At 71.8% G+C, this 17,294-nt stretch carries 16 protein-coding genes and 1 pseudogene; 6 read left to right on the forward strand and 11 right to left on the reverse strand.

The genetic code is table 11. The features are described 5' to 3' along the window. Positions 1 to 33 precede the first annotated feature (33 nt). Positions 34 to 1,392 (reverse strand): NtaA/DmoA family FMN-dependent monooxygenase, encoded by a 1,359-nt coding sequence (locus OG349_RS33370; protein ID WP_327238148.1) that lies wholly within the window; start codon positions 1,390 to 1,392, stop codon positions 34 to 36. 34 nt (positions 1,393 to 1,426) lie between these two features. Beyond that, entirely contained in the window at positions 1,427 to 2,671 is a 1,245-nt protein-coding gene (locus OG349_RS33375) for an LLM class flavin-dependent oxidoreductase (RefSeq protein ID WP_327238149.1), read from the reverse strand. Between the two features lie 225 nt (positions 2,672 to 2,896). Between OG349_RS33375 and OG349_RS33380 the strand changes: the two genes are divergently transcribed. Further along, on the forward strand, positions 2,897 to 4,414 hold the full coding sequence (locus tag OG349_RS33380; RefSeq protein WP_327238150.1) for a hypothetical protein: 1,518 nt from the start codon (positions 2,897 to 2,899) through the stop codon (positions 4,412 to 4,414). Positions 4,415 to 4,457: 43 nt separating this feature from the next. Here the strand turns inward: OG349_RS33380 and OG349_RS33385 are convergent, their stop codons facing one another. Together OG349_RS33385 and OG349_RS33390 are read right to left on the reverse strand one after the other, a co-directional pair. Next, positions 4,458 to 5,045 carry a GNAT family N-acetyltransferase gene (locus tag OG349_RS33385; protein ID WP_327238826.1) on the reverse strand — a complete coding sequence of 196 codons (588 nt, stop codon included), beginning with the start codon at positions 5,043 to 5,045 and terminating at the stop codon, positions 4,458 to 4,460. Continuing rightward, a pseudogene (locus OG349_RS33390) lies at positions 5,019 to 5,375 on the reverse strand (MerR family transcriptional regulator); the annotation flags it as partial. The pseudogene OG349_RS33390 and the gene OG349_RS33385, both read right to left, overlap by 27 nt. Before the next feature lie 80 nt (positions 5,376 to 5,455). Here OG349_RS33390 and OG349_RS33395 point away from each other — a divergent pair. Further along, entirely contained in the window at positions 5,456 to 6,667 is a 1,212-nt protein-coding gene (locus OG349_RS33395) for an MFS transporter (RefSeq protein WP_327238151.1), read from the forward strand. A gap of 25 nt (positions 6,668 to 6,692) precedes the next feature. Here OG349_RS33395 and OG349_RS33400 read toward each other — a convergent pair whose 3' ends face one another. Further along, the gene (locus OG349_RS33400) at positions 6,693 to 7,607 is read right to left on the reverse strand and encodes a S1 family peptidase (RefSeq protein WP_327238152.1); all 915 of its coding nucleotides are present in this window, start codon (positions 7,605 to 7,607) and stop codon (positions 6,693 to 6,695) included. Between the two features lie 153 nt (positions 7,608 to 7,760). Here OG349_RS33400 and OG349_RS33405 point away from each other — a divergent pair, with 153 nt between their 5' ends. Then, the gene (locus OG349_RS33405) at positions 7,761 to 8,117 is read left to right on the forward strand and encodes a VOC family protein (RefSeq protein WP_327238153.1); all 357 of its coding nucleotides are present in this window, start codon (positions 7,761 to 7,763) and stop codon (positions 8,115 to 8,117) included. 55 nt (positions 8,118 to 8,172) lie between these two features. On the opposite strand, the gene OG349_RS33410 is transcribed toward OG349_RS33405, so the two are convergent. The 3 genes from OG349_RS33410 to OG349_RS33420 all read right to left on the reverse strand — a co-directional run bounded on the left by OG349_RS33410 (position 8,173) and on the right by OG349_RS33420 (position 10,532). Beyond that, complete coding sequence (locus OG349_RS33410; protein WP_327238154.1) at positions 8,173 to 8,757, reverse strand: TMEM165/GDT1 family protein; 585 nt, start codon at positions 8,755 to 8,757, stop codon at positions 8,173 to 8,175. A gap of 325 nt (positions 8,758 to 9,082) precedes the next feature. Further along, entirely contained in the window at positions 9,083 to 9,400 is a 318-nt protein-coding gene (locus tag OG349_RS33415) for a hypothetical protein (RefSeq protein WP_327238155.1), read from the reverse strand. Between the two features lie 157 nt (positions 9,401 to 9,557). Continuing rightward, positions 9,558 to 10,532 carry a PRC and DUF2382 domain-containing protein gene (locus OG349_RS33420; protein ID WP_327238156.1) on the reverse strand — a complete coding sequence of 325 codons (975 nt, stop codon included), beginning with the start codon at positions 10,530 to 10,532 and terminating at the stop codon, positions 9,558 to 9,560. Positions 10,533 to 10,864: 332 nt separating this feature from the next. Between OG349_RS33420 and OG349_RS33425 the strand changes: the two genes are divergently transcribed. Continuing rightward, entirely contained in the window at positions 10,865 to 11,938 is a 1,074-nt protein-coding gene (locus OG349_RS33425) for an NAD(+)/NADH kinase (RefSeq protein WP_327238157.1), read from the forward strand. Positions 11,939 to 12,055: 117 nt separating this feature from the next. After that, positions 12,056 to 12,730: an HAD family hydrolase gene (locus OG349_RS33430; RefSeq protein WP_327238158.1), complete on the forward strand. Its 675-nt coding sequence runs from the start codon at positions 12,056 to 12,058 to the stop codon at positions 12,728 to 12,730. Positions 12,731 to 12,782: 52 nt separating this feature from the next. Here the strand turns inward: OG349_RS33430 and OG349_RS33435 are convergent, their stop codons facing one another. Then, positions 12,783 to 13,850, reverse strand: coding sequence for a PHP domain-containing protein (locus OG349_RS33435; RefSeq protein WP_327238159.1), 1,068 nt, complete (start codon positions 13,848 to 13,850; stop codon positions 12,783 to 12,785). Positions 13,851 to 13,989: 139 nt separating this feature from the next. Between OG349_RS33435 and OG349_RS33440 the strand changes: the two genes are divergently transcribed. After that, on the forward strand, positions 13,990 to 14,520 hold the full coding sequence (locus OG349_RS33440) for a DUF6328 family protein (RefSeq protein ID WP_327238160.1): 531 nt from the start codon (positions 13,990 to 13,992) through the stop codon (positions 14,518 to 14,520). Positions 14,521 to 14,854: 334 nt separating this feature from the next. Here OG349_RS33440 and OG349_RS33445 read toward each other — a convergent pair whose 3' ends face one another. Together OG349_RS33445 and OG349_RS33450 are read right to left on the reverse strand one after the other, a co-directional pair. Then, entirely contained in the window at positions 14,855 to 15,511 is a 657-nt protein-coding gene (locus OG349_RS33445; protein WP_327238161.1) for an LAETG motif-containing sortase-dependent surface protein, read from the reverse strand. A gap of 361 nt (positions 15,512 to 15,872) precedes the next feature. Beyond that, positions 15,873 to 17,114, reverse strand: a complete 1,242-nt coding sequence (locus OG349_RS33450) for an FUSC family protein (RefSeq protein ID WP_327238162.1) — start codon at positions 17,112 to 17,114, stop codon at positions 15,873 to 15,875. Positions 17,115 to 17,294 lie beyond the last annotated feature (180 nt).

The following is a 17,294-nucleotide window of genomic DNA, read 5'->3' on the forward strand; positions in this document are numbered from 1 at the left end:
CTCCCGCTGCTTTCCCGGAGTGCCGCGTGCCCGCTAGAAGTGGTCGGGTGACAGCCCCAAGTGCTCGCGCAGCGTGGTCCCTTCGTACTCCGTCCGGTGCACCCCCCACTCCTGGAGCAGCGGTACGACCTGGTCGGCGAAGGTGTCGAGCCCGCCCGGTGTCAGGTGCGGCACGAGGATGAACCCGTCGCTCCCGTCGGACTGCACGAATTCGTTGATCTCGGTGGCGACGGTCTCCGGAGTGCCGATGAAGGACTGCCGGCTGGAGACCTCGATGATCAGATCCCGGATCGACAGCTTCTTCGCCTCGGCGATCTCCCGGTACCGGCGCGCGACGGCGAGCGGGTCGCCGTGCTGCCGTACGCTGGCCCGGCCCTTGGCGACGGTGTGCTCACCCGGGTCCGGATCGATGTCGGGCAGCGGCCCGTCGGGGTCGTACGCGCTCAGGTCGCGGTTCCACACCTGCTCCAGCAGCTTGATCGCGGTCTGTCCGCTGACCTGCTGACGACGGACCAGCGCCGCCTTCTCCTCGGCGTCCTCCGGGGTGTCGCCGAGGACGAACGTGACCCCCGGGAGGATCTTCAGCTCGTCACGGGAGCGGCCGTGGCGCGCCAGCCTGCCCTTGACGTCCGCGTAGAACTCCTTGCCCGCCTCCAGCGTCCCGTGCCGGGTGAAGATGGCGTCGGCGCCGGACGCGGCGAACTCCCGCCCCGCCTCCGAGTCCCCGGCCTGGAAGATCACCGGGCGCCCCTGCGGGCTGCGCGGCACGTTGAACCGTCCGGTGATGTCGAACTGCTCGCTGTGGTGGTCGAACTGCCCGGCCAGCGGGTCGCCGACATAGACACCAGACTCCTTGTCCGCCACGATCTCGTCGCCACGCCAGGAGCCGAACAGCACCTTCGCCGCCGCCAGGAACTCCTCGGCGCGTGCGTACCGGGCGTCCTGCGGCAGGAAACCCCCGCGCCGGAAGTTCTCACCGGTGAACGCGTCCCACGACGTGACCACGTTCCAGGCGGCGCGCCCGCCCGACAGGTGGTCGAGGCTGGCGAACTGCCGGGCCACCTCGTAGGGCTCGTTGAACGTCGAGTTGATCGTGCCGGCCAGTCCGAGCCTGTCGGTGACGGCGGCCAGCGCGCTCAGCACGGTGAAGGTGTCGGGGCGGCCGACGACGTCCAAGTCGTAGATGAGACCGTTCTGTTCACGCAGCCTGAGCCCCTCCGCGAGGAAGAGGAAGTCGAACTTGGCGCGCTCCGCGGTCCTCGCCAGGTGCACGAAGGAGCTGAAGTCGATCTGGCTGCCCGCGTCCGGGTCGGCCCAGACCGTGGTGTTGTTGACGCCGGGGAAATGCGCGGCGAGGTGGATCTGCTTGAGGGGCTTGTCGGGCTTGCTCATCTCACGTCCTCGATGCTCGGGGGTCGGCGCCGGGTCAGGCGGTGGCGGGGGAGGTGGCGCTGGTGGCGGTCGCGGTCGTGGTCGCGTACCGGTTGGCGGGCCTGCCCAGCCCGAGCAGGCCGCGCAGCGTATCGGCCTCGTACTCCCGCCGGAACGCCCCCCGCGCCTGCAACGCGGGAACGAGCCCGCGGGTGAGGGCGAGCAGATCGTGCGGTACGGCGGCGGGCCGCAGCCGGAAGCCGGAGAGCCCGGCGGCCCGCCACTCCAGCAGCTGGTCCGCGAGCCCGGCCGGGGTACCGGTGAACACCGGCGCGTCCGACACGAAGGCCTCACCGGCCAGTTCGTCCAGCCGCTCCTTGCGCGCGACGGCCGCGGCCTCCGTCTCGTCCAGGAACACCACCAGGTCGCCGAAGACGTGCAGCGGCTCGCCGGCCCGTCCCGCGGCGTCCTGCTCGGCGCGGACCTCACTCACGACGGTCCGCGCCTGCTCGGCGTCGGACGGCGTCACGTAGACGACGTCGGCGGAGCGCGCGGCGAAGCGGTACGGCAGGGTGGCGTGCGCGAGGGCGGTGACGAGCGGCTGCCCTTGCGGCGGACGCGGGGTGATGGAAGGACCCTTGACGCTGAACCACTTGCCGGAGAAGTCGATGTAGTGCAGCCGGTCGCGGTCGACGAACCGGCCGGTCGCGGCGTCGCGGATCACCGCGTCGTCCTCCCAGCTGTCCCACAGCCTGCGGACCACTTCCACGTAGTCGGCGGCCTCGTCCAACAGATCCGCGACCAGCGCGACCGCCGCCGGTTCCTCGCGGTCCTCGAACCGGAGCGTGAACGTACGGCGGCCGAAGAGCGCGGCCTCGTAGGGCCGCGCCGAGAGCTGGACCCGCAGGCCCGCGCGGCCCGCGCTGACGTAGTCGAGGGTGGCGATCGCCTTCGACGCGTGGAAGGGCTCGCTGTGGGTGACCGTGACCGTGGGCACCAGCCCGATGTGACGGGTCAGGGGGGCGACCCGGGCCGCCGTGAGCACCGCGTCGAGCCGGCCGCGGACCCGGCCGGGTGATTCCCCCGGGTCGGACGCGTCGTACCGCGCGGGCTGGACCCCGACGGAGTCCTCGATGGTGACGAAGTCCACCAGGCCGCGCTCGGCCTCCTGGACCAGGTCGAGCCAGTAGGCCGGGGTGAGCAGGTCAGCGGCGCGGGCGTCCGGCGCGCGCCAGGCGGCCGGGTGCCAGCCGGCTCCGTCGAGGGCTATCGCGAGATGAAGAGGGGCGGACTCGGGCATGGAGGTACACCGCTTCCAGGGAGACACGAACAGAAGAGGGAAAGGCGGCCGGGCTTCGTGATCAGGCGTCCTGCCGGGGTCGGCGCACCGCCCCCGCCCCCAGTCCAACCGGAGGCGATTTCCCCCTGTTCCCGCCCAGTGTTGCGGCCGCGTGTACATCGTGTGGCACGGCACCCGGGCCGAAACCAGGAGCCGTTCGCCCGCGGTCCGGGCAGGATGCCCTCTGTGCATCACCTCCTGTACGGACTCGCCGCCAACGTGGCCCTGCCGTCGGCGCTGGTGGACCGGCTGATCGCGGTCGCGGACGCGGAGACCGCCGGGGTACTCGCCGGTCGCCAGGACCTCACCCACGAGCAGGCGGTCGCACTGGTCGCCAGGGACGCGGACACCGATCAACAGCTCGCCTACGAGGGCCTGTTGACCGCCGCCGACGTCGATCCCGCGACACACCCGGATGCCGCTCTCACCCTGCTCGACCGGCGGGCGGGCAACCCGGAATGGGCGCGTGTCCTCCTGAAGGATCCACTCGTCCGGAACCGGGAGAGACTGGCCGCCTGTACCGGCCTCCCGTCCGACGCCGTGGAGACCCTCGCCGCGGACCCGGACGTACGGGTCGTCGCGGAGCTGGCCATGTGGACGACACCGGACAGGGCGGCCGTCCTCGCGCGACACCCGCATGCCGAGGTACGCCGGGCGGTGGCGGCCAACGAGGCGGCGCCTCCTGACGTGTTGGCGGCGCTGATGAGCGGCGAGGGGCTGCCTCCGGCGCGGTGGTGCCTGGTGTGCGACTGGGAAGAGACGCCGTTCGTGCACCCTTCGGAGTGCCCGCGGCGCGACTGCGATCTGCGGCCGGGCGAGTCCTGCGACGGCTCCCATGACTCCACCGTGCACCGGATGCGCCAGCAGGCGCTGCGGAACCCGGCCACGCCGACCCATGCCGTCGTCGGCTTCGCCGACCACCCTTCGTCACTGCTCCGGTGGGACCTCGCGGGCCGCCCCGACCTCCCGCCGGAGGTGTCGGGGCGGCTCGCAGTGGATCCCTCTCCTGGTGTCCGGGCCGACCTCGCCGGGAATCCCGCGATCGGCGCCACGCTGATCCGGGCCATGGCGGGCGACCCCGACAACGACGTACGGCGCGGGCTGGCACGCAACCCGCACGTGCCGCTCGACGTACTCGCCCACCTGGCCGGCACGACCAGGATCGGCTCGACTCTCCTGCCCCGGGTCGCCGCCGCCTCTCCGGACGAGGTCGAGGAGCTGGCGCAGTCGCCCGATCCGGAGGTACGGATGCTCGTGGCCCAGCGCCGTGACCTGCCGCCGGAGATCCGTGACGCGCTGGCCGCCGACCCCGACGCGAAAGTCGTCAAGTCCGTCGCCCCGCACCCCGGTCTCTCCGACGCGACGCTGCGGGCGATGGTCGACCGGCACGGGGTCCGGGTCGTCGCCGCGGTGGCGGCCAATCCGGACGCGACACCATCGCTGCTGGCGGACCTGACCCGGCACGAACCGCCCGTACGGAAAGCGCTCCGCGCCGTCGCACGGCATCCCCGGGCGACGGCGCCGGCTCTGCTCGCGTGCCTCGCCGACAGACAGGCGGGGCCACTGGCCGCCTGCCACCCGGCGCTGCCGCAGCCGGTCATCGCGGAGCTGCTGACGGACACCGACCCACGGGTGGCGGAAGCGGCGGCGGCCAACCCCTCACTGCCGCTCGCCGTGATGTCGGACCTGGTGGCCCGGCGCTAGTCGCTCCCGGCCACCGATCCACGGCTCAGGGGCTCGGTCACACCTACGCCACGTCCTCGGGCAAGAGCGAGCCCACCCAGACGTCCACCCGTTCACCCCGGCGGACCAGGCGGCGTCGCAGCGTTGCCTCCACCTGGAAACCGGCCTTCTCCGCCACCCGGCGCGCGGCCTCGTTGCCGACCTCGGACCGCCACTCCACGACGCCCAGGCCCAGCGTGCGGAACGCCCAGCCGCACACCGCGCCGACCGCCGTGGTGGCCACCCCGTGGCCACGGGCGGCCGGGTCGGTCCAGAAGCCGATCTCCGCCGCGCCGTTCGGGTGGAGTCCGAGGCCGACTCGGGCCAGGGGACGCTCCGTTGCCGGGTCCTCGGCCACGAACTCCGCGCGCCGGCCGCCGTCCCAGCCCGCCAGCGCGACCTGGTCCACGAAAAACGCCGCGTCGCGTCGGTGGTACGGGGACGGCAGCCGGACGAACCGCTGGAGAGCGGAGTCGAGCGACACCTCGTACACCCACTCGATGTCGGCCCGGGTGAAGGGGCGCAGCCGCAGCCCGTCCGCCTCGATCGTCCCCTGTCCGCCGCGCGGCCCGGCGGTGTCCCGCGTCCGTATCGCGCCGAGGTACCCCTCGATGGCGTCGCGGTTGCGGGCCAGGCAGTCGATGCGCCGCTGGATACGGCCGGCCTCGGCGCGCAGTTGTGCCGACGTCTCCGGGGTCAGGGACTCGGGGCGGAGGTGGATCTGGTCCGGCTCGTCCAGGAACGGCAGGATCCCGCGGATGATCTCCGTGGTCAGCCCCGAGTCGAACAGCCCGCGGATCTGCTGGACCCGCCCCACCGCCGACTCCTCGTACGCGCGGTAGCCGCTGCCGGCCCGCTCGGGGCGCAGCAGGTCCTGCTCCTCGTAGTAGCGCAGCATCCGGGTGGGAATGCCGGTGCGCGCGGACAGTTCGCCGATCCTCATGGCGTTTCCTCCCCCAGGGCGAAGGCGGGGCGAATGGTGTGCTTGCCTTCACACTGATGTGAAGGATTCACCATGGTCGCATGACCGCCAAACTCCCCTACGGGGGACTGTTCGCCCTGTTCACGGCCGCGTTCACCGCCGTGCTGACCGAGTTGCTGCCTGCCGGCCTGCTGCCGGAGATGAGCCGTGGCCTGCGGGTGTCGGAGGGCCGCGTCGGCTTCCTGGTGACCGGCTACGCGGCGGCGTCCTTCCTCGCCGCGATCCCGCTCACGGCGGCCCTGCGCGGTCTGCGCCGGCGCCCGGTGCTCGTCGGCGCGATCGCCGGCTTCGCGCTCTGCAACGCCGTGACCGCGCTCTCCACCTCATACGCTCTCACTTTCTGCGCCCGGCTGCTGGCCGGTGTCATGGGCGGCCTGATGTGGGCCATGCTCGCGGGGCACGCCGCCCGGATGGTGCCCGCGGAGCGCCGGGGCCGCGCCCTCGCCGTCGTCCTCGCGGGGATCACGGTGGCGCTCTCCTTCGGCATCCCGGCGGCCACCGCGTCGGCCGCGCTCCTCGGGTGGCGCGCGACCTTCGCGGCGGTGGCCGGGCTGGCCCTGCTCCTGGTGGTCTGGGTGAGCGGGTACGTCCCCGACTTCCCCGGGGAACCGGCCGGGGCGCGCGTCCCGCCGCACCGGATCGCGGCGCTGCCCGGCATCCGGACCGTCCTGACGATCACCCTGCTCGTGCTGCTGGGACACCAGGTGATGTACACCTACCTGGCCCCGTTCTCGGAGCGCGCGGGCTTCGGCCGTACCGGCGTGGTCCTGTTCGTCTTCGGCGCCGCCACCGTCGCCGGCGTCTGGGGCGTGGGCGCGCTGATCGACCGCCGTCCGCGCGCCACCCTGCTGGGCGCCCTCGCGCTCCTCACGGCCTCGATGCCGGCCCTCGGACTGTACGGCGGTACGCCCCCGGTCCTGCTGGCGGCCGTCGCCGTGTGGGGAGTTGCCTTCGGAGGCGCGCCCACCCTGCTCCAGACCGCGCTGATCCGGATCTCGGGACCCGGCGACGCGGATGTCGCCACCTCCTTGCAGACCACGGTCTACAACGCGGGCATCGCCGCCGGGTCCCTGGCCGGCGGCCTCGTCCTGGAGACCGCCGGGGGCGGCGCGGGCGCCCTGCCCTGGACCGCGCTGCCGCTGTTCGCCGCCGCGCTGGCCACCGTCGCGGCGGCGCGCCGGTACGCGTTCCCGGGGCGCCGCCGCCCGGTCGACGCTCACGCGCGGGTGGCTACCGAGGCCAACCCGTCCTGACGAAGGACAGCGGCCGGCTTACGGCTTACGGCTTGGGCAGGGTGCAGCCCGGGAGGCTCAGATTGATCGTGGTGCCCGTGCCGACACACGGCACGATCTGGTAGGTCTCCTGCGCGTAGTTGATGCCCTGGCGCACGGTGACGGTGCCGTTCTGGTCGACCTCGCACGGGTTGTTGTCCGTGCAGCGCCCCCCGCTCTCGTTACCGGTGTTGTTGACGGCCACGACCTTGCCCGTGGTGTTGTCGATGACGGGGGAGCCCGACGTGCCACCGATCGTGTTGCAGGCCGAGGTGTAGCGGACCGAGTCCTTCCAGGTCCACTGCCCCTCCTTGAGCTGATACGCGAAGCCGTCCACGTTGCAGGTGTAGATGCGCTTCCAGTACCCGGAGACGACCTTGATGGCGGTGCCCTGCACCGGGCGCGTCGTGTTCAGGTCCAGCGCGGTGATCGCGTACCGGCTCTGTATCTGCGCGTACGTGCTGGTGAGTTGGTACAGCGACACGTCCGTGTCGGTCATCGTCGCGTACGCGATCTTGCTGGCCCGCAGGGTCGCCACGCCGGTGCCGGCGGCGTTCAGGAGGGTGAAGGAGCGGGTCGACGGCTGGTTGACGATGACCTGGCCCGCGGCCGGGAAACCGCTCTCGATGCAGTGGCCGTTGGACAGGACCAGGGCGAAGTCGTTGGGCTGCGATCCCGGCGTACGGACCACGGATCCCGAGCAGTTGCTCAGCGCGACCGTTCCGGCGTAGCTCACGGCCTTGACGGCCACACCCGTCCCGTCGGGGGCCGTGGTGCCGACCCGGGCGCCGGACGGGGCAATCGGGGCAATCGGGGAAGTCTTCGCCGGAGCGACCGCGTCCAGGCCGGTGGCCGTCGCGGGTGCCGCTCCCGCTCCGAGGAGCAGGACGGCGAGGAGCGCGCCGAGGAGAGGCTTTCTCATGGTGGGGGGTCCCCTCTGTGACCGAAGTATGCGGTTGTCATGAGCATTGTTGACGCAGGGGCCCCACCGGGCAACCACGCCTCACCGCTCGCACCGCGCACGGCCACGCCGGGTCCCCGCGTGGGGCGAGGGCGGACGGGTAGGCTCCCGCGCATGGATCTGGAGTGGGAACAGCTGGTGGTGGACGCGGCGGATCCGGTGGCGCTGGGCCGCTGGTGGGCCGAGGCGCTCGGCTGGGTCGTGGTGGACGACACGCCCGAGGAGTACGAGATCCGCGCCGCCCCCGACCGGCTGCCCGGCCTGCTGTTCACGCCGGTCACGGAGGCGAAGACCGCCAAGAACCGGCTGCATCTGGACTTCCGCCCGGCCGACCGGGACGCCGAGGTCGCCCGCCTGCTGGCCCTCGGCGCGCGCCACGCCGACGTGGGTCAGACGGGGGAGGAGCCCTGGGTCGTACTGGCGGACCCGGAGGGTAACGAGTTTTGCGTTCTCGGGCCGCGTCGCACCTGACACGGGTGAGGGGAGGGGGAGTTGATCCCCCTCCCCTCGGTCGGCCTCGCGCGCGTCAGCCCACGAAGATCTCGATCACCGACCAGAGCGCCAGCCCCAGCATGCACAGACCGCCGATCCGCTGCACCGTCCTGAGCGGGACACGCTTCGCGATGAAACGGCCGGCGAGCAGGGCGAGGGCGGAGACGGACATCAGCGCGACGGCGGAGCCGATGGCGGTGGACCACGTGCCGTTGGTGGCGGCGAGGTTGGCGGTGGTGATCTGGGTGAGGTCGCCGAACTCACTGATGAACACGGCCATGAACGCGGTGGTGTAGACGGGCCAGAAGCCGGTCACGGTCTTCGAGTCCGCCTCGTCCTCGTCGTCACCGCTCCCGCTCCGCAACAGCATGAACGCGCCGACCCCGAAGAGCACGGCCGACACCAGCTTGACGATCCAGTCGGGCAGCATCCCGATGAGGCTGCCCGCCCCGACGGCGATGGCGACATGCACGACGAAGGCGCTCGACGTACCGAACCAGACGTAGAGCGGACGCATGCGCGTGCCCATCGCCAGGGACGCGAACATGGTTTTGTCGGGGAGCTCCGCGAGGAAGATCAGCCCGAAGGCGGTGAGGATCGCCAGGGGGTCGAGATGCATGCCGGGTGGCTTTCTCTGGGGGCCGGACCCGGATCTTCGCGACGTGCCTGAGGCAACCGGAGGACCATTCGGCCCGGCACGACGGTGCACCCACGAGGTCCGTGGATACGTCAATGCCTGACCGAAGGTCTCGCCCGCCCGTGTGAATCCACTCGTGTGAATCCAGGGGCCCTGCCACCGGGAACCCGGAGGTTCCAGTGTGTCGACGACAGGTTTTCGGGGCTACTCCCCTTCGCAGTCGTCTACGATACCTCACCCCCTCCGACGCTCCCGCGCGGGGGACGGGGAGGCAGTCCGTGAGGCGGGCCGGGTCACATCCCGCCCCTCACTCCCGGTCGATGCCGGTGATGAAGGGCTGCCCGATGGGCGCGGTCGCGAGGGTGAAGCCCGCCTTCTCCAGCGCGCCGGTCGCGAGGCGCCGGGCCTCCTGCTCCGCGCCGTTCGAATCGTCGGCCGTGACCTCCAGGCGGAGCGTGAAGCGCGACTCCTCGGTGTCCACGGAGAGCAGGTCCAGATCCTCGGCCGCCCCGAAATCCGTCCCCTGCGGATCCGCCGGCCGCAGGGCCTGGAGCAGGACGGTCTTGGCGTCGTCGGTCAGCTCCGTGTGGAGCGTCCCGGGGATCGTCACTACGTAAGTGGTCATATTCATTATCTATCCCGCCTCGGGCCGCCCACTCCCGACGACTTCGCCTTACCCCGGGGGTACGGACGCCGAGACGCCTCTCTCCGCCGGTCACAGGGCTGCGGCCGGTGGAGAGAGGCGGAGAGAGAAGGCGGAGAGAGAAGTCTGTCCTGCCGGGTCAGCGCATCGGGTCGTCGCCCATGCCCTTGCGGTCCCGCCGGCCGTCCGCCCCCTTGTCGTCCCGCCCGGAGTCGTACTCGATCTGCTCCTTGCGGACGTCGGAGGTCACTTCCCGCTCCTCGGTGACCTTCTCGGTCTCCAGGCGCACCCGCTCGACCGCGACGGTCTCCTTCCGTACGACCGGCTGCTCGGCGTGCAGCGTCACCCGGGTCTCCGCCTCACCGATGTTGGGCCGTGAGGCCGCGTCGGAGGCGGGGTCGATCGGCTCGTGGATGACCCGTACCTCTTCGTGGCTGATCGGTACGGAGGTGGTGACGTTCTCGGTCACCACGACCTTGCGCAGCCGCGCCGTGCCCACCTCGCGTTCCACGGTGGCGACGTGCAGTTCTTCCTCCGACCGGATCATCTCCGGGTTGTGGAGGTCGGCGGACGCGGCGGGCGCCTTGTCGGGGTCGTACGCCTGGTGGCCGCCGGTGGTGTCGGCCGCCGCGGCGGCTCCCGCGTTCGTCCCCATGGCGGCGGCCGTTCCGGTGCCCGTGGCGGCGGCTGTCGTGTCCGTCGTGCTCGTCGCGTCCGCCGTCCCCGTGTCGGCCCTGGCCCCCGACTCCGACGCCTCCCCCGTGCCCGCGCCGGTCTCCGCCCCCATACCGGCGCCGGAGAGTCCGTAGTGCTCGTACAGCGCCCGCTCCTGCGCGGGATCCAGATGCTCGTCCGCGTCCAGGCGCGGGGCATCCTTGACCGTCTCCTTGGTGTGCGGGACATGGAGGTCCTCGCCCATCCGGCGGCCGCCGGACAGCGGGACGAGACTCTCCTTCATCCCGAACATGCCGGTCTTCACCGTCACCCATTCGGGCCGGCCCGTGACGTCGTCGACATAGACCTGGCCCACATTGCCGATCTTGTCGCCCTCTTTGCCGTACACGGTCAGGCCGCTCAGCTCACTGGGGCTGTTGAACACGCCGTCGGCTGACATCAGCGATCACTCCTCGCTCGGGGAATTGCGCGTCCGTGGGGCCGGGCCCCTCCGGGGCAGTCGCGCGTACCTCTCCATCGCGCCCCCGTCCGCCACCGGAGGCAACCGGTGGCGGACGGGGGAGAGGCCGGGGACCGCCGTGGGAGGCCGCCCGCCCGGTGTTCACCGCATAAGGCGCAGGTGAAAGACCTATCCGCCATTCGGGTGAATGGCTGGTCCGGCGTGCCGGATCCGCGCAATTCGGAGATGCTGGACTGCTGAGCGACCAGCTGGGCAGCCGAGCGGTCGTCGAGCGACCGGATCCCGGAAACGAACGTACGGAGAGCACGAGCATGACGGTGAATCGTGTCGGTCTCGTGGTCCACCAAGGCCGTGAAACGGCCGTCGAAGCGGCGGACACCGTGCACGCCTGGTGCGACGCCCACGACGTCCCCTGCAAGGAGATCGACGTCTGGAAGGCGGACGAACCGCGCCACGGCGGGCAGGAGGAGGCCTCCGCCGCCGGCCACCCCGATCTGGTGGTGACGCTCGGCGGCGACGGTACGTTCCTTCGCGGCGCCCGCATCGCCGCCAAGAGCGACGCGGCGGTGCTCGGTGTCGACCTGGGGCGCGTCGGCTTCCTCACGGAAGTCCCCGCCGACCAGATCGCACAGGCCCTCGACGCGGTGCAGGACGGGCGCGCCACCTACGAGGAGCGGATGACGCTCACCATGCGCGCCTCGCGCGCCCTGGAGATCCCCTCCGCCATGGAGGCGCTGCTGCGCTACGGGCGCCGCCCCACCCTGCCGCCGCCCGACGTCCGGCTCGACACCACCGAGGAGGAGGGCTGGGGCATGGCGCTGGACGTCGTCGCGATCAACGACGTCGTGCTGGAGAAGCTCGCCAGGGACCGCCAGGTCAGCCTGGGCGTCTACATCGCGGGCCGGCTCCTCGCGTCGTACTCGGCGGACGCCGTCATCGTGGCGACGCCGACCGGCTCGACCGCGTACAGCTTCGCGGCCGGCGGCCCGGTCCTCTCGCCGCACATGGACGCCGTCGTCTTCACTCCGGTGGCCCCCCACATGACGTTCGGCCGTACGGTCGTGGCCGCGCCCGACGAGCCGGTCGCCCTGCGCGTCCTGCCGCACTCCGGGGAGGCGGCCCTCAGCATCGACGGTCAGCTCCAGGGGGTGCTGGAGCCGGGGGACTGGGTCGGCGTGTACGGGGCCGAGTACCGCCTGCGCCTGGTCCGGCTGGGTCCCACCGACTTCTACAGCCGTCTGCGGGACCGTTTCCGGCTCACCGACGCGCCCGCCTCGGCGGTGGACGGGCAGGCCCCGCCGCTGTTCCGCCCCGACAGCCCGGTGCCCGACGACCTGGCCCACCTCCGCCTGCCGCCGGCGCCGGAACCGCCAGGACAGGCCTGACCGGGTGCCGCTCACCCGAACGGGGCGGGGCGCCGCCCGCCTGAGCCCGGTATCGAGGGCATGATCAGGACATGGCTCGAAACCGCAAGGGCCGACCTGGACAGGAGCGGGACACCTATGGCGACGCGTGCGGCACTATTCGATGTCGACGGGACCCTCGTCGATACCAATTACCTCCACGTGACCACCTGGTGGGAAGCGTTCCACCAGGCCGGGCAGCCGGTGCGGATGGCCGCGATCCACCGTGCGATCGGCCTCGGTTCCGGCGATCTGATCGCCCATCTGCTCGGTGACGAGCGGGACGTGGACCAGGACGCGGAGATCAAGGCCGCGCACGCGGCGCTGTACGCCACGTTCCACGACCGGCTGCCCGTGCTCGACGGGGCACAGGACCTGCTCAGGTCACTGGCCGACCGGGGCTGGGTCGTCGTGCTCGCGACTTCCGCGGGCGGGGCGGAGCTGGCGGCCCTGCGGCGCGCGATCGGGGCCGACGACGTCATCGCGGGGGTGGCGGGCGCGGACGACGTGGCCGCCGGGAAACCCGGGCCGGAACCGGTGCTCAGGGCGCTGGACCTGGCCGGGGTGCCCGCGGACCGCGCGCTGTTCTTGGGGGACACCGTCTGGGACATGGAGGCGGCGACGAAGGCGGGCGTGCGCCCGCTCGCCGTACTGACAGGCGGAGTTCCGCGCGCCGCGCTCCAAGCGGGCGGCGCCGAGGCGGCCTTCGTCAACCCGCTCGACGTGCTGGCCAACCTCGACACCGGACTCTTCGCGGACCTCGAAGCCCGCTGACGGCCCGGGTCGGACGGGGCCGGCCGGAGGACGGTGCCGTACGAGCCCGGTCTCAGCCGCCGGGGGACGGCGCCTCGCGCGTGCGGGTCCACTCCCGCAGCTGCTCGGCCGTCCAGGTGTTGACCACCCGGCCGGCCGGTACGCCGCACTCCTCCGCCCGCGCACAGCCGAGGAGTTGCCAATCGAGCTGTCCGGGCGCGTGGGCGTCGGTGTCGACGGCGAAGAAGACCCCGGCCGCGACCGCCTCGCGCAGCAGCCGGCGGGGCGGATCGAGCCGCTCCGGCCTGCTGTTGATCTCCACCGCCGTGCCCGACCCGGCGCAGGCGGCGAACACGGCCGCCGCGTCGAACTCCGACTCCGGCCGGCTCCCGCCCGTACCGCCGCCCCTGCTCCCGCGGCGCTCACGGCCCGTCAACAGCCGTCCGGTGCAGTGCCCGAGGATGTCGGTCAGCGGATTGCGGACGGCGGCGACCATACGCCGGGTCATCGGCGCCGATTCCATCCGCAGCTTCGAATGGACGGACGCCACGACCAGGTCCAGCCGTTCGAGCAGCTCCGGTTCCTGGTCCAGGGAGCCGTCGGGCAGGATGTCGCACTCGATGCCGGTGAGCAGCCGGAACGGCGCCCAGCCCGCGTTCAGCCGGTCGATCACGTCGAGCTGTTCCCGCAGCCGTTCCGGTGACAGGCCCCGCGCGACGGTCAGCCGGGGCGAGTGGTCGGTGAGGACGGCCCACTCGTGCCCGAGCGCGGCGGCCGTACGGCCCATCAGCTCGATGGGGCTGCCGCCGTCCGACCAGTCCGAGTGCAGGTGGCAGTCGCCGCGCAGCGCGGCACGCAACTCCTGGCCGCGCTCGGCGAGCGGCCCGCCCGCCGTCTCCTCCAGACCGCGCAGATAGTCGGGTACGGCTCCGGCCACCGCCGCCTCGACGACCTGGGCCGTCTTCGGCCCGATGCCCGGCACCCGGGACAGCGTGCCGCCGGCGGCACGCCGGGCGACCTCGTCGGGTGGCAGGGCCGCCACGGCGGCGGACGCCGTACGGAACGCCTTGACGCGGTACGTCTCCGCCCGCGACCGCTCCAGGAGAAAGGCGATCCTGTCGAGAGCCTCCACCGGATCCATGCGCGCCCCCACTGGGTCGGTTCGCCTGCCGCCCATTCTCCGTGCGGACCCCACGACGTGCATCTCGCACGGGTCTGTCCGCGCGGGCACGGGGTAGCCGAACACGCACCACAGGACATGCGGAACAGGGGAGAGCGTCATGACTTCGACAGCGGAAGAAAAAGCGGCGACGGAAGCCGATGTGGACGTGTACGAGGACGGGCGCGAGGAGACGGCGAACGAGCGGGCGGACCGTCAGTGGTCCGAACTGATCCAGGAAGTACGGGTGGCGCAGACCGGCGTACAGATCATGTTCGGGTTCCTGCTGACCGTGGTCTTCACCCCGCGCTTCGCCACGCTCGCCGGAGCGGACAAGAACATCTACCTGATCACCGTCGTTCTCGGCGCGGCCGCGACCGGCGCGCTGATAGGTCCGGTCGCCTTCCACCGGGTCGTCTCCGGCCGCCGTATGAAGCCCCGGGCGGTGACGTGGGCGTCCAGACTGACCGTCACCGGCCTGTGCCTGCTGCTCGCCACGCTGGTGTCCGCGCTGCTGCTGATCCTGCGGGTCGCGACCCACAACCACTTCGTCCCGTGGATCGTCTCGGGGATCGTCGCCTGGTACCTGCTGTGCTGGTTCGTCCTGCCGCTCTGGGCGAGCCACCGGCACGGGTCGGAGCGGGACGCCTGACCGGTCCGGGGAGGACCGGCCGGGTCCGGACATGATGAGACCCCGCGAGCGGAGGACGCTGCGGGGTCTCACACTGCGGCCCTGACCGGACCTCGTCGTCACCGCCGAACGGTGGGACGACACGCGCGGCCCCTGCCGTACGGAGCCCGGCCGACGCGCCCGGAGGGGGCGCTGCCGTGGGCTCCATGCCTCATGGCCGGGATGGTCACCGTCCAGGCCGCCGGATGGTGGCGGTGGAAGTTCTGAACGGCGTCCGGCATGGCGACAGGGGCAGAGCGGGCCGGGTCATGGCTGATCCGGTGGTGGCCGCATGGTGGTGCGGTGGAGCGGTGGATCAGCCCTGAGCGGTACGACGCTTGCGAGCGGCCCACATGATGCCCGCACCGGCGACCAGGACAACAGCGGCCGCGCCCGCGATGATGGGCGTGGAGCTGGAGGAACCGGTCTCGGCGAGGTTGTCACCGGCCGGGCTCGGCTGCGACGACGGAACGGCCGCCGGCGAAGAGCTGGTGGGCTCCTCGGTCGGGGTCGGCGTGCCGGTCGTCGGGGTCCCCGAAGGGGTCTCCGTGACCGGCGGCGTGGTCTCCGGCGTCTTCGTCGGCGTCGGCGTCGGGGTGGGCTCCTCGTCGCCGGGGCAGACCTCGGAGGTCTTCTTCTCGTCGACGTTGTACTGACCGCCGTCGGCGGCCTTCACCACGAGGTGGAGCTCGACCGGCTTGGAGTGCTTGGCGATGGCCAGCGTCTTGTTGAACTTGTCGCCGAACTTCTCGCTGATCAGCGACGCGCCGTCCGCGGTGAGGGACACCTCGTTGACGAGGTCGTCACCGTGGCCGTAGGACTTCAGGTCCACGGTGACCGACGAGCAGGAAACGGTCCAGTTCGGCGTGTGCGCGGCGGCCGTGCCGGCCGAGAGACCGACTCCCAGCACACCCGCTGCCGCGACCGCTATGAGTGCGCCGGGGCGCCTCAACGATCTGTTGAATACAGTCACAGAATCCTCCGCGATAACCGCGCCGTCCATATTGACGGCGCGCGCGCACAGTACCGCCATCAACCCGGAGGTTCTCAACCGCCCCACCCAACTCTCGGCCTCCGCGCGCCTCGTGCGGGAGGGAGAAGGGTGTATGGGCCCCATAAGGGCTGTCGGCGGTCACTTCACGCCGAGCGAAGGGATGAAACGTCCCGCCGTCGCGCCCGGCTGGCATATTCGTGTCGTTACCCCTGATGAAGCCCATGACCACAAGGGTTCGCCGACCGGCTGAGGTGCTTCCCTTCCCTCAAATAACGGTGATCCTTGGGAGTTTAAGTAAAGATTTCGTCAACAAAGGCGCGCCGGTTTCCCGTTGCTCGGATTAGGACCGATTTGTGCGCCACCGGCGCGGCGTGTTGTCCCTGACCCACTGACGCGCCGCGGCGAGTCGCGGATGCCGCTCCCGCTGCTCCCGCGACGCGCGGTCCAGCTCCTCCATCAACCGCTGGGACCGGTTCTGTATGTCCAGTTCGTCCAGGATCCGATCGATCTCCGTCAGGAGGGCGCCGTGGAGCTGCCACTGGCGGGGATGCCGCTGAACGCCTGTCAGCAGGAGCTGCGCCAGGTGCTCCCGGCTCGTGGCCGCCGCCGCGAGATCCTCGGCCAGCCGGTTCTCCGCCATCTCCGCGCTCTCGCTCACCTGGGTGGTCACCAGGACGGCGAAGCTCACGACGGCGTCCGCGACATGGCCGAGCAGCTCCTGGAGCGCGAACCCCACGTCGGGGGTGAACAGAGGCTCCTCCGTGCGGTTCTTGGCCAGGTCGGTCATGGTCCTGGCCAGCACCCGCAGGACGACCGTGCAGATCTCCAGCGTGTCGAGTCCGGTACGGAGCACCACCCGGTTGAGCAGCCCCTCCTTGACGCGGGGATTGAGCCGGAGACTGTCCTCCGCCTGGCGCAGCGCCGCGTCCACCTCGCTGATGTCGTGGTCGAGACGGCGCGCCTCGTGCAGCCGGGCCGCGGCCCGCGCGACCGGCGTCGGCGACGTCAGCCCTTCCCCGATGCCCAGCAGCAGTTGGCGCAGCCGGCGGGCCAGGCCTTCGAGGGACTCTCCCGCGCTGGCCACCCACACCGGCGGTACGAACAGGACGTTGAACAGCAGCCCCACCACCGCCCCGATCAGCGTGTCCAGCACCCGGTCCCAGGCGGTGTCCGCCACCTGGGTGACCCCGAGCACCAGCATGGCGCTGATCGCCACCTCCGGCACGAACTCGCCCGCCCGGACGATACGTCCCACCACCAGCGAGGCCAGGATGATCAGGCCGAGACTCCACCACGTCAGCCCGACCAGCGCGCTGAAACCGATGGCGACCAGCACCCCGGCCACCACGGAGTTCACTCTGCGGACCCCGGTGGTGAGGGTGGAGAACAGGGTGACCTGTACGACGAGCAGGGCGGTCAGCGGCGCGGTGAGCGGCGCCGGCTCGTTGCTCAGGCGCAGGGCGACGACGTAGGCGATCGTGGCGGCGACGGTCGAGCGAAGGGTCTGGGCGACGGCCGGCTCGCGCCGCCGCTTCACCAGCTCCGCGACCGGCGCCCTCACGGTGTTTCGGACATCAGGCACGCAGAGTCCCTTCCCGCCCGGGAGCGACCCAGACCGGAACAGTGCCCTTGATCGTCCTATTGCCGTGGGTCCGCTCGCCGTGGGTCCGCCCGCTGTCTGTCCGCTCCGTGCCGCGGGGCCGCTCCCCGGGTCGCACGCCGGGGCCCGCCGGGTGACGCTGGGACAGGTCTTCTCCCGGGC

It is taken from the genome of Streptomyces sp. NBC_01317, assembly GCF_035961655.1.
Lineage (GTDB): Bacteria > Actinomycetota > Actinomycetes > Streptomycetales > Streptomycetaceae > Streptomyces.

What these genes read in the sequence shown, in the direction of transcription:
- OG349_RS33395 (WP_327238151.1), top strand. Translation starts at nt 5,456, where the DNA reads ATGACCGCCAAACTCCCCTACGGGGGACTGTTCGCCCTGTTCACGGCC.
- OG349_RS33400 (WP_327238152.1), bottom strand. Translation starts at nt 7,607, where the DNA reads ATGAGAAAGCCTCTCCTCGGCGCGCTCCTCGCCGTCCTGCTCCTCGGA.
- OG349_RS33425 (WP_327238157.1), top strand. Translation starts at nt 10,865, where the DNA reads ATGACGGTGAATCGTGTCGGTCTCGTGGTCCACCAAGGCCGTGAAACG.
- OG349_RS33420 (WP_327238156.1), bottom strand. Translation starts at nt 10,532, where the DNA reads ATGTCAGCCGACGGCGTGTTCAACAGCCCCAGTGAGCTGAGCGGCCTG.
- OG349_RS33430 (WP_327238158.1), top strand. Translation starts at nt 12,056, where the DNA reads ATGGCGACGCGTGCGGCACTATTCGATGTCGACGGGACCCTCGTCGAT.
- OG349_RS33440 (WP_327238160.1), top strand. Translation starts at nt 13,990, where the DNA reads ATGACTTCGACAGCGGAAGAAAAAGCGGCGACGGAAGCCGATGTGGAC.
- OG349_RS33410 (WP_327238154.1), bottom strand. Translation starts at nt 8,757, where the DNA reads ATGCATCTCGACCCCCTGGCGATCCTCACCGCCTTCGGGCTGATCTTC.
- OG349_RS33405 (WP_327238153.1), top strand. Translation starts at nt 7,761, where the DNA reads ATGGATCTGGAGTGGGAACAGCTGGTGGTGGACGCGGCGGATCCGGTG.
- OG349_RS33375 (WP_327238149.1), bottom strand. Translation starts at nt 2,671, where the DNA reads ATGCCCGAGTCCGCCCCTCTTCATCTCGCGATAGCCCTCGACGGAGCC.
- OG349_RS33370 (WP_327238148.1), bottom strand. Translation starts at nt 1,392, where the DNA reads ATGAGCAAGCCCGACAAGCCCCTCAAGCAGATCCACCTCGCCGCGCAT.
- OG349_RS33415 (WP_327238155.1), bottom strand. Translation starts at nt 9,400, where the DNA reads ATGACCACTTACGTAGTGACGATCCCCGGGACGCTCCACACGGAGCTG.
- OG349_RS33435 (WP_327238159.1), bottom strand. Translation starts at nt 13,850, where the DNA reads ATGGATCCGGTGGAGGCTCTCGACAGGATCGCCTTTCTCCTGGAGCGG.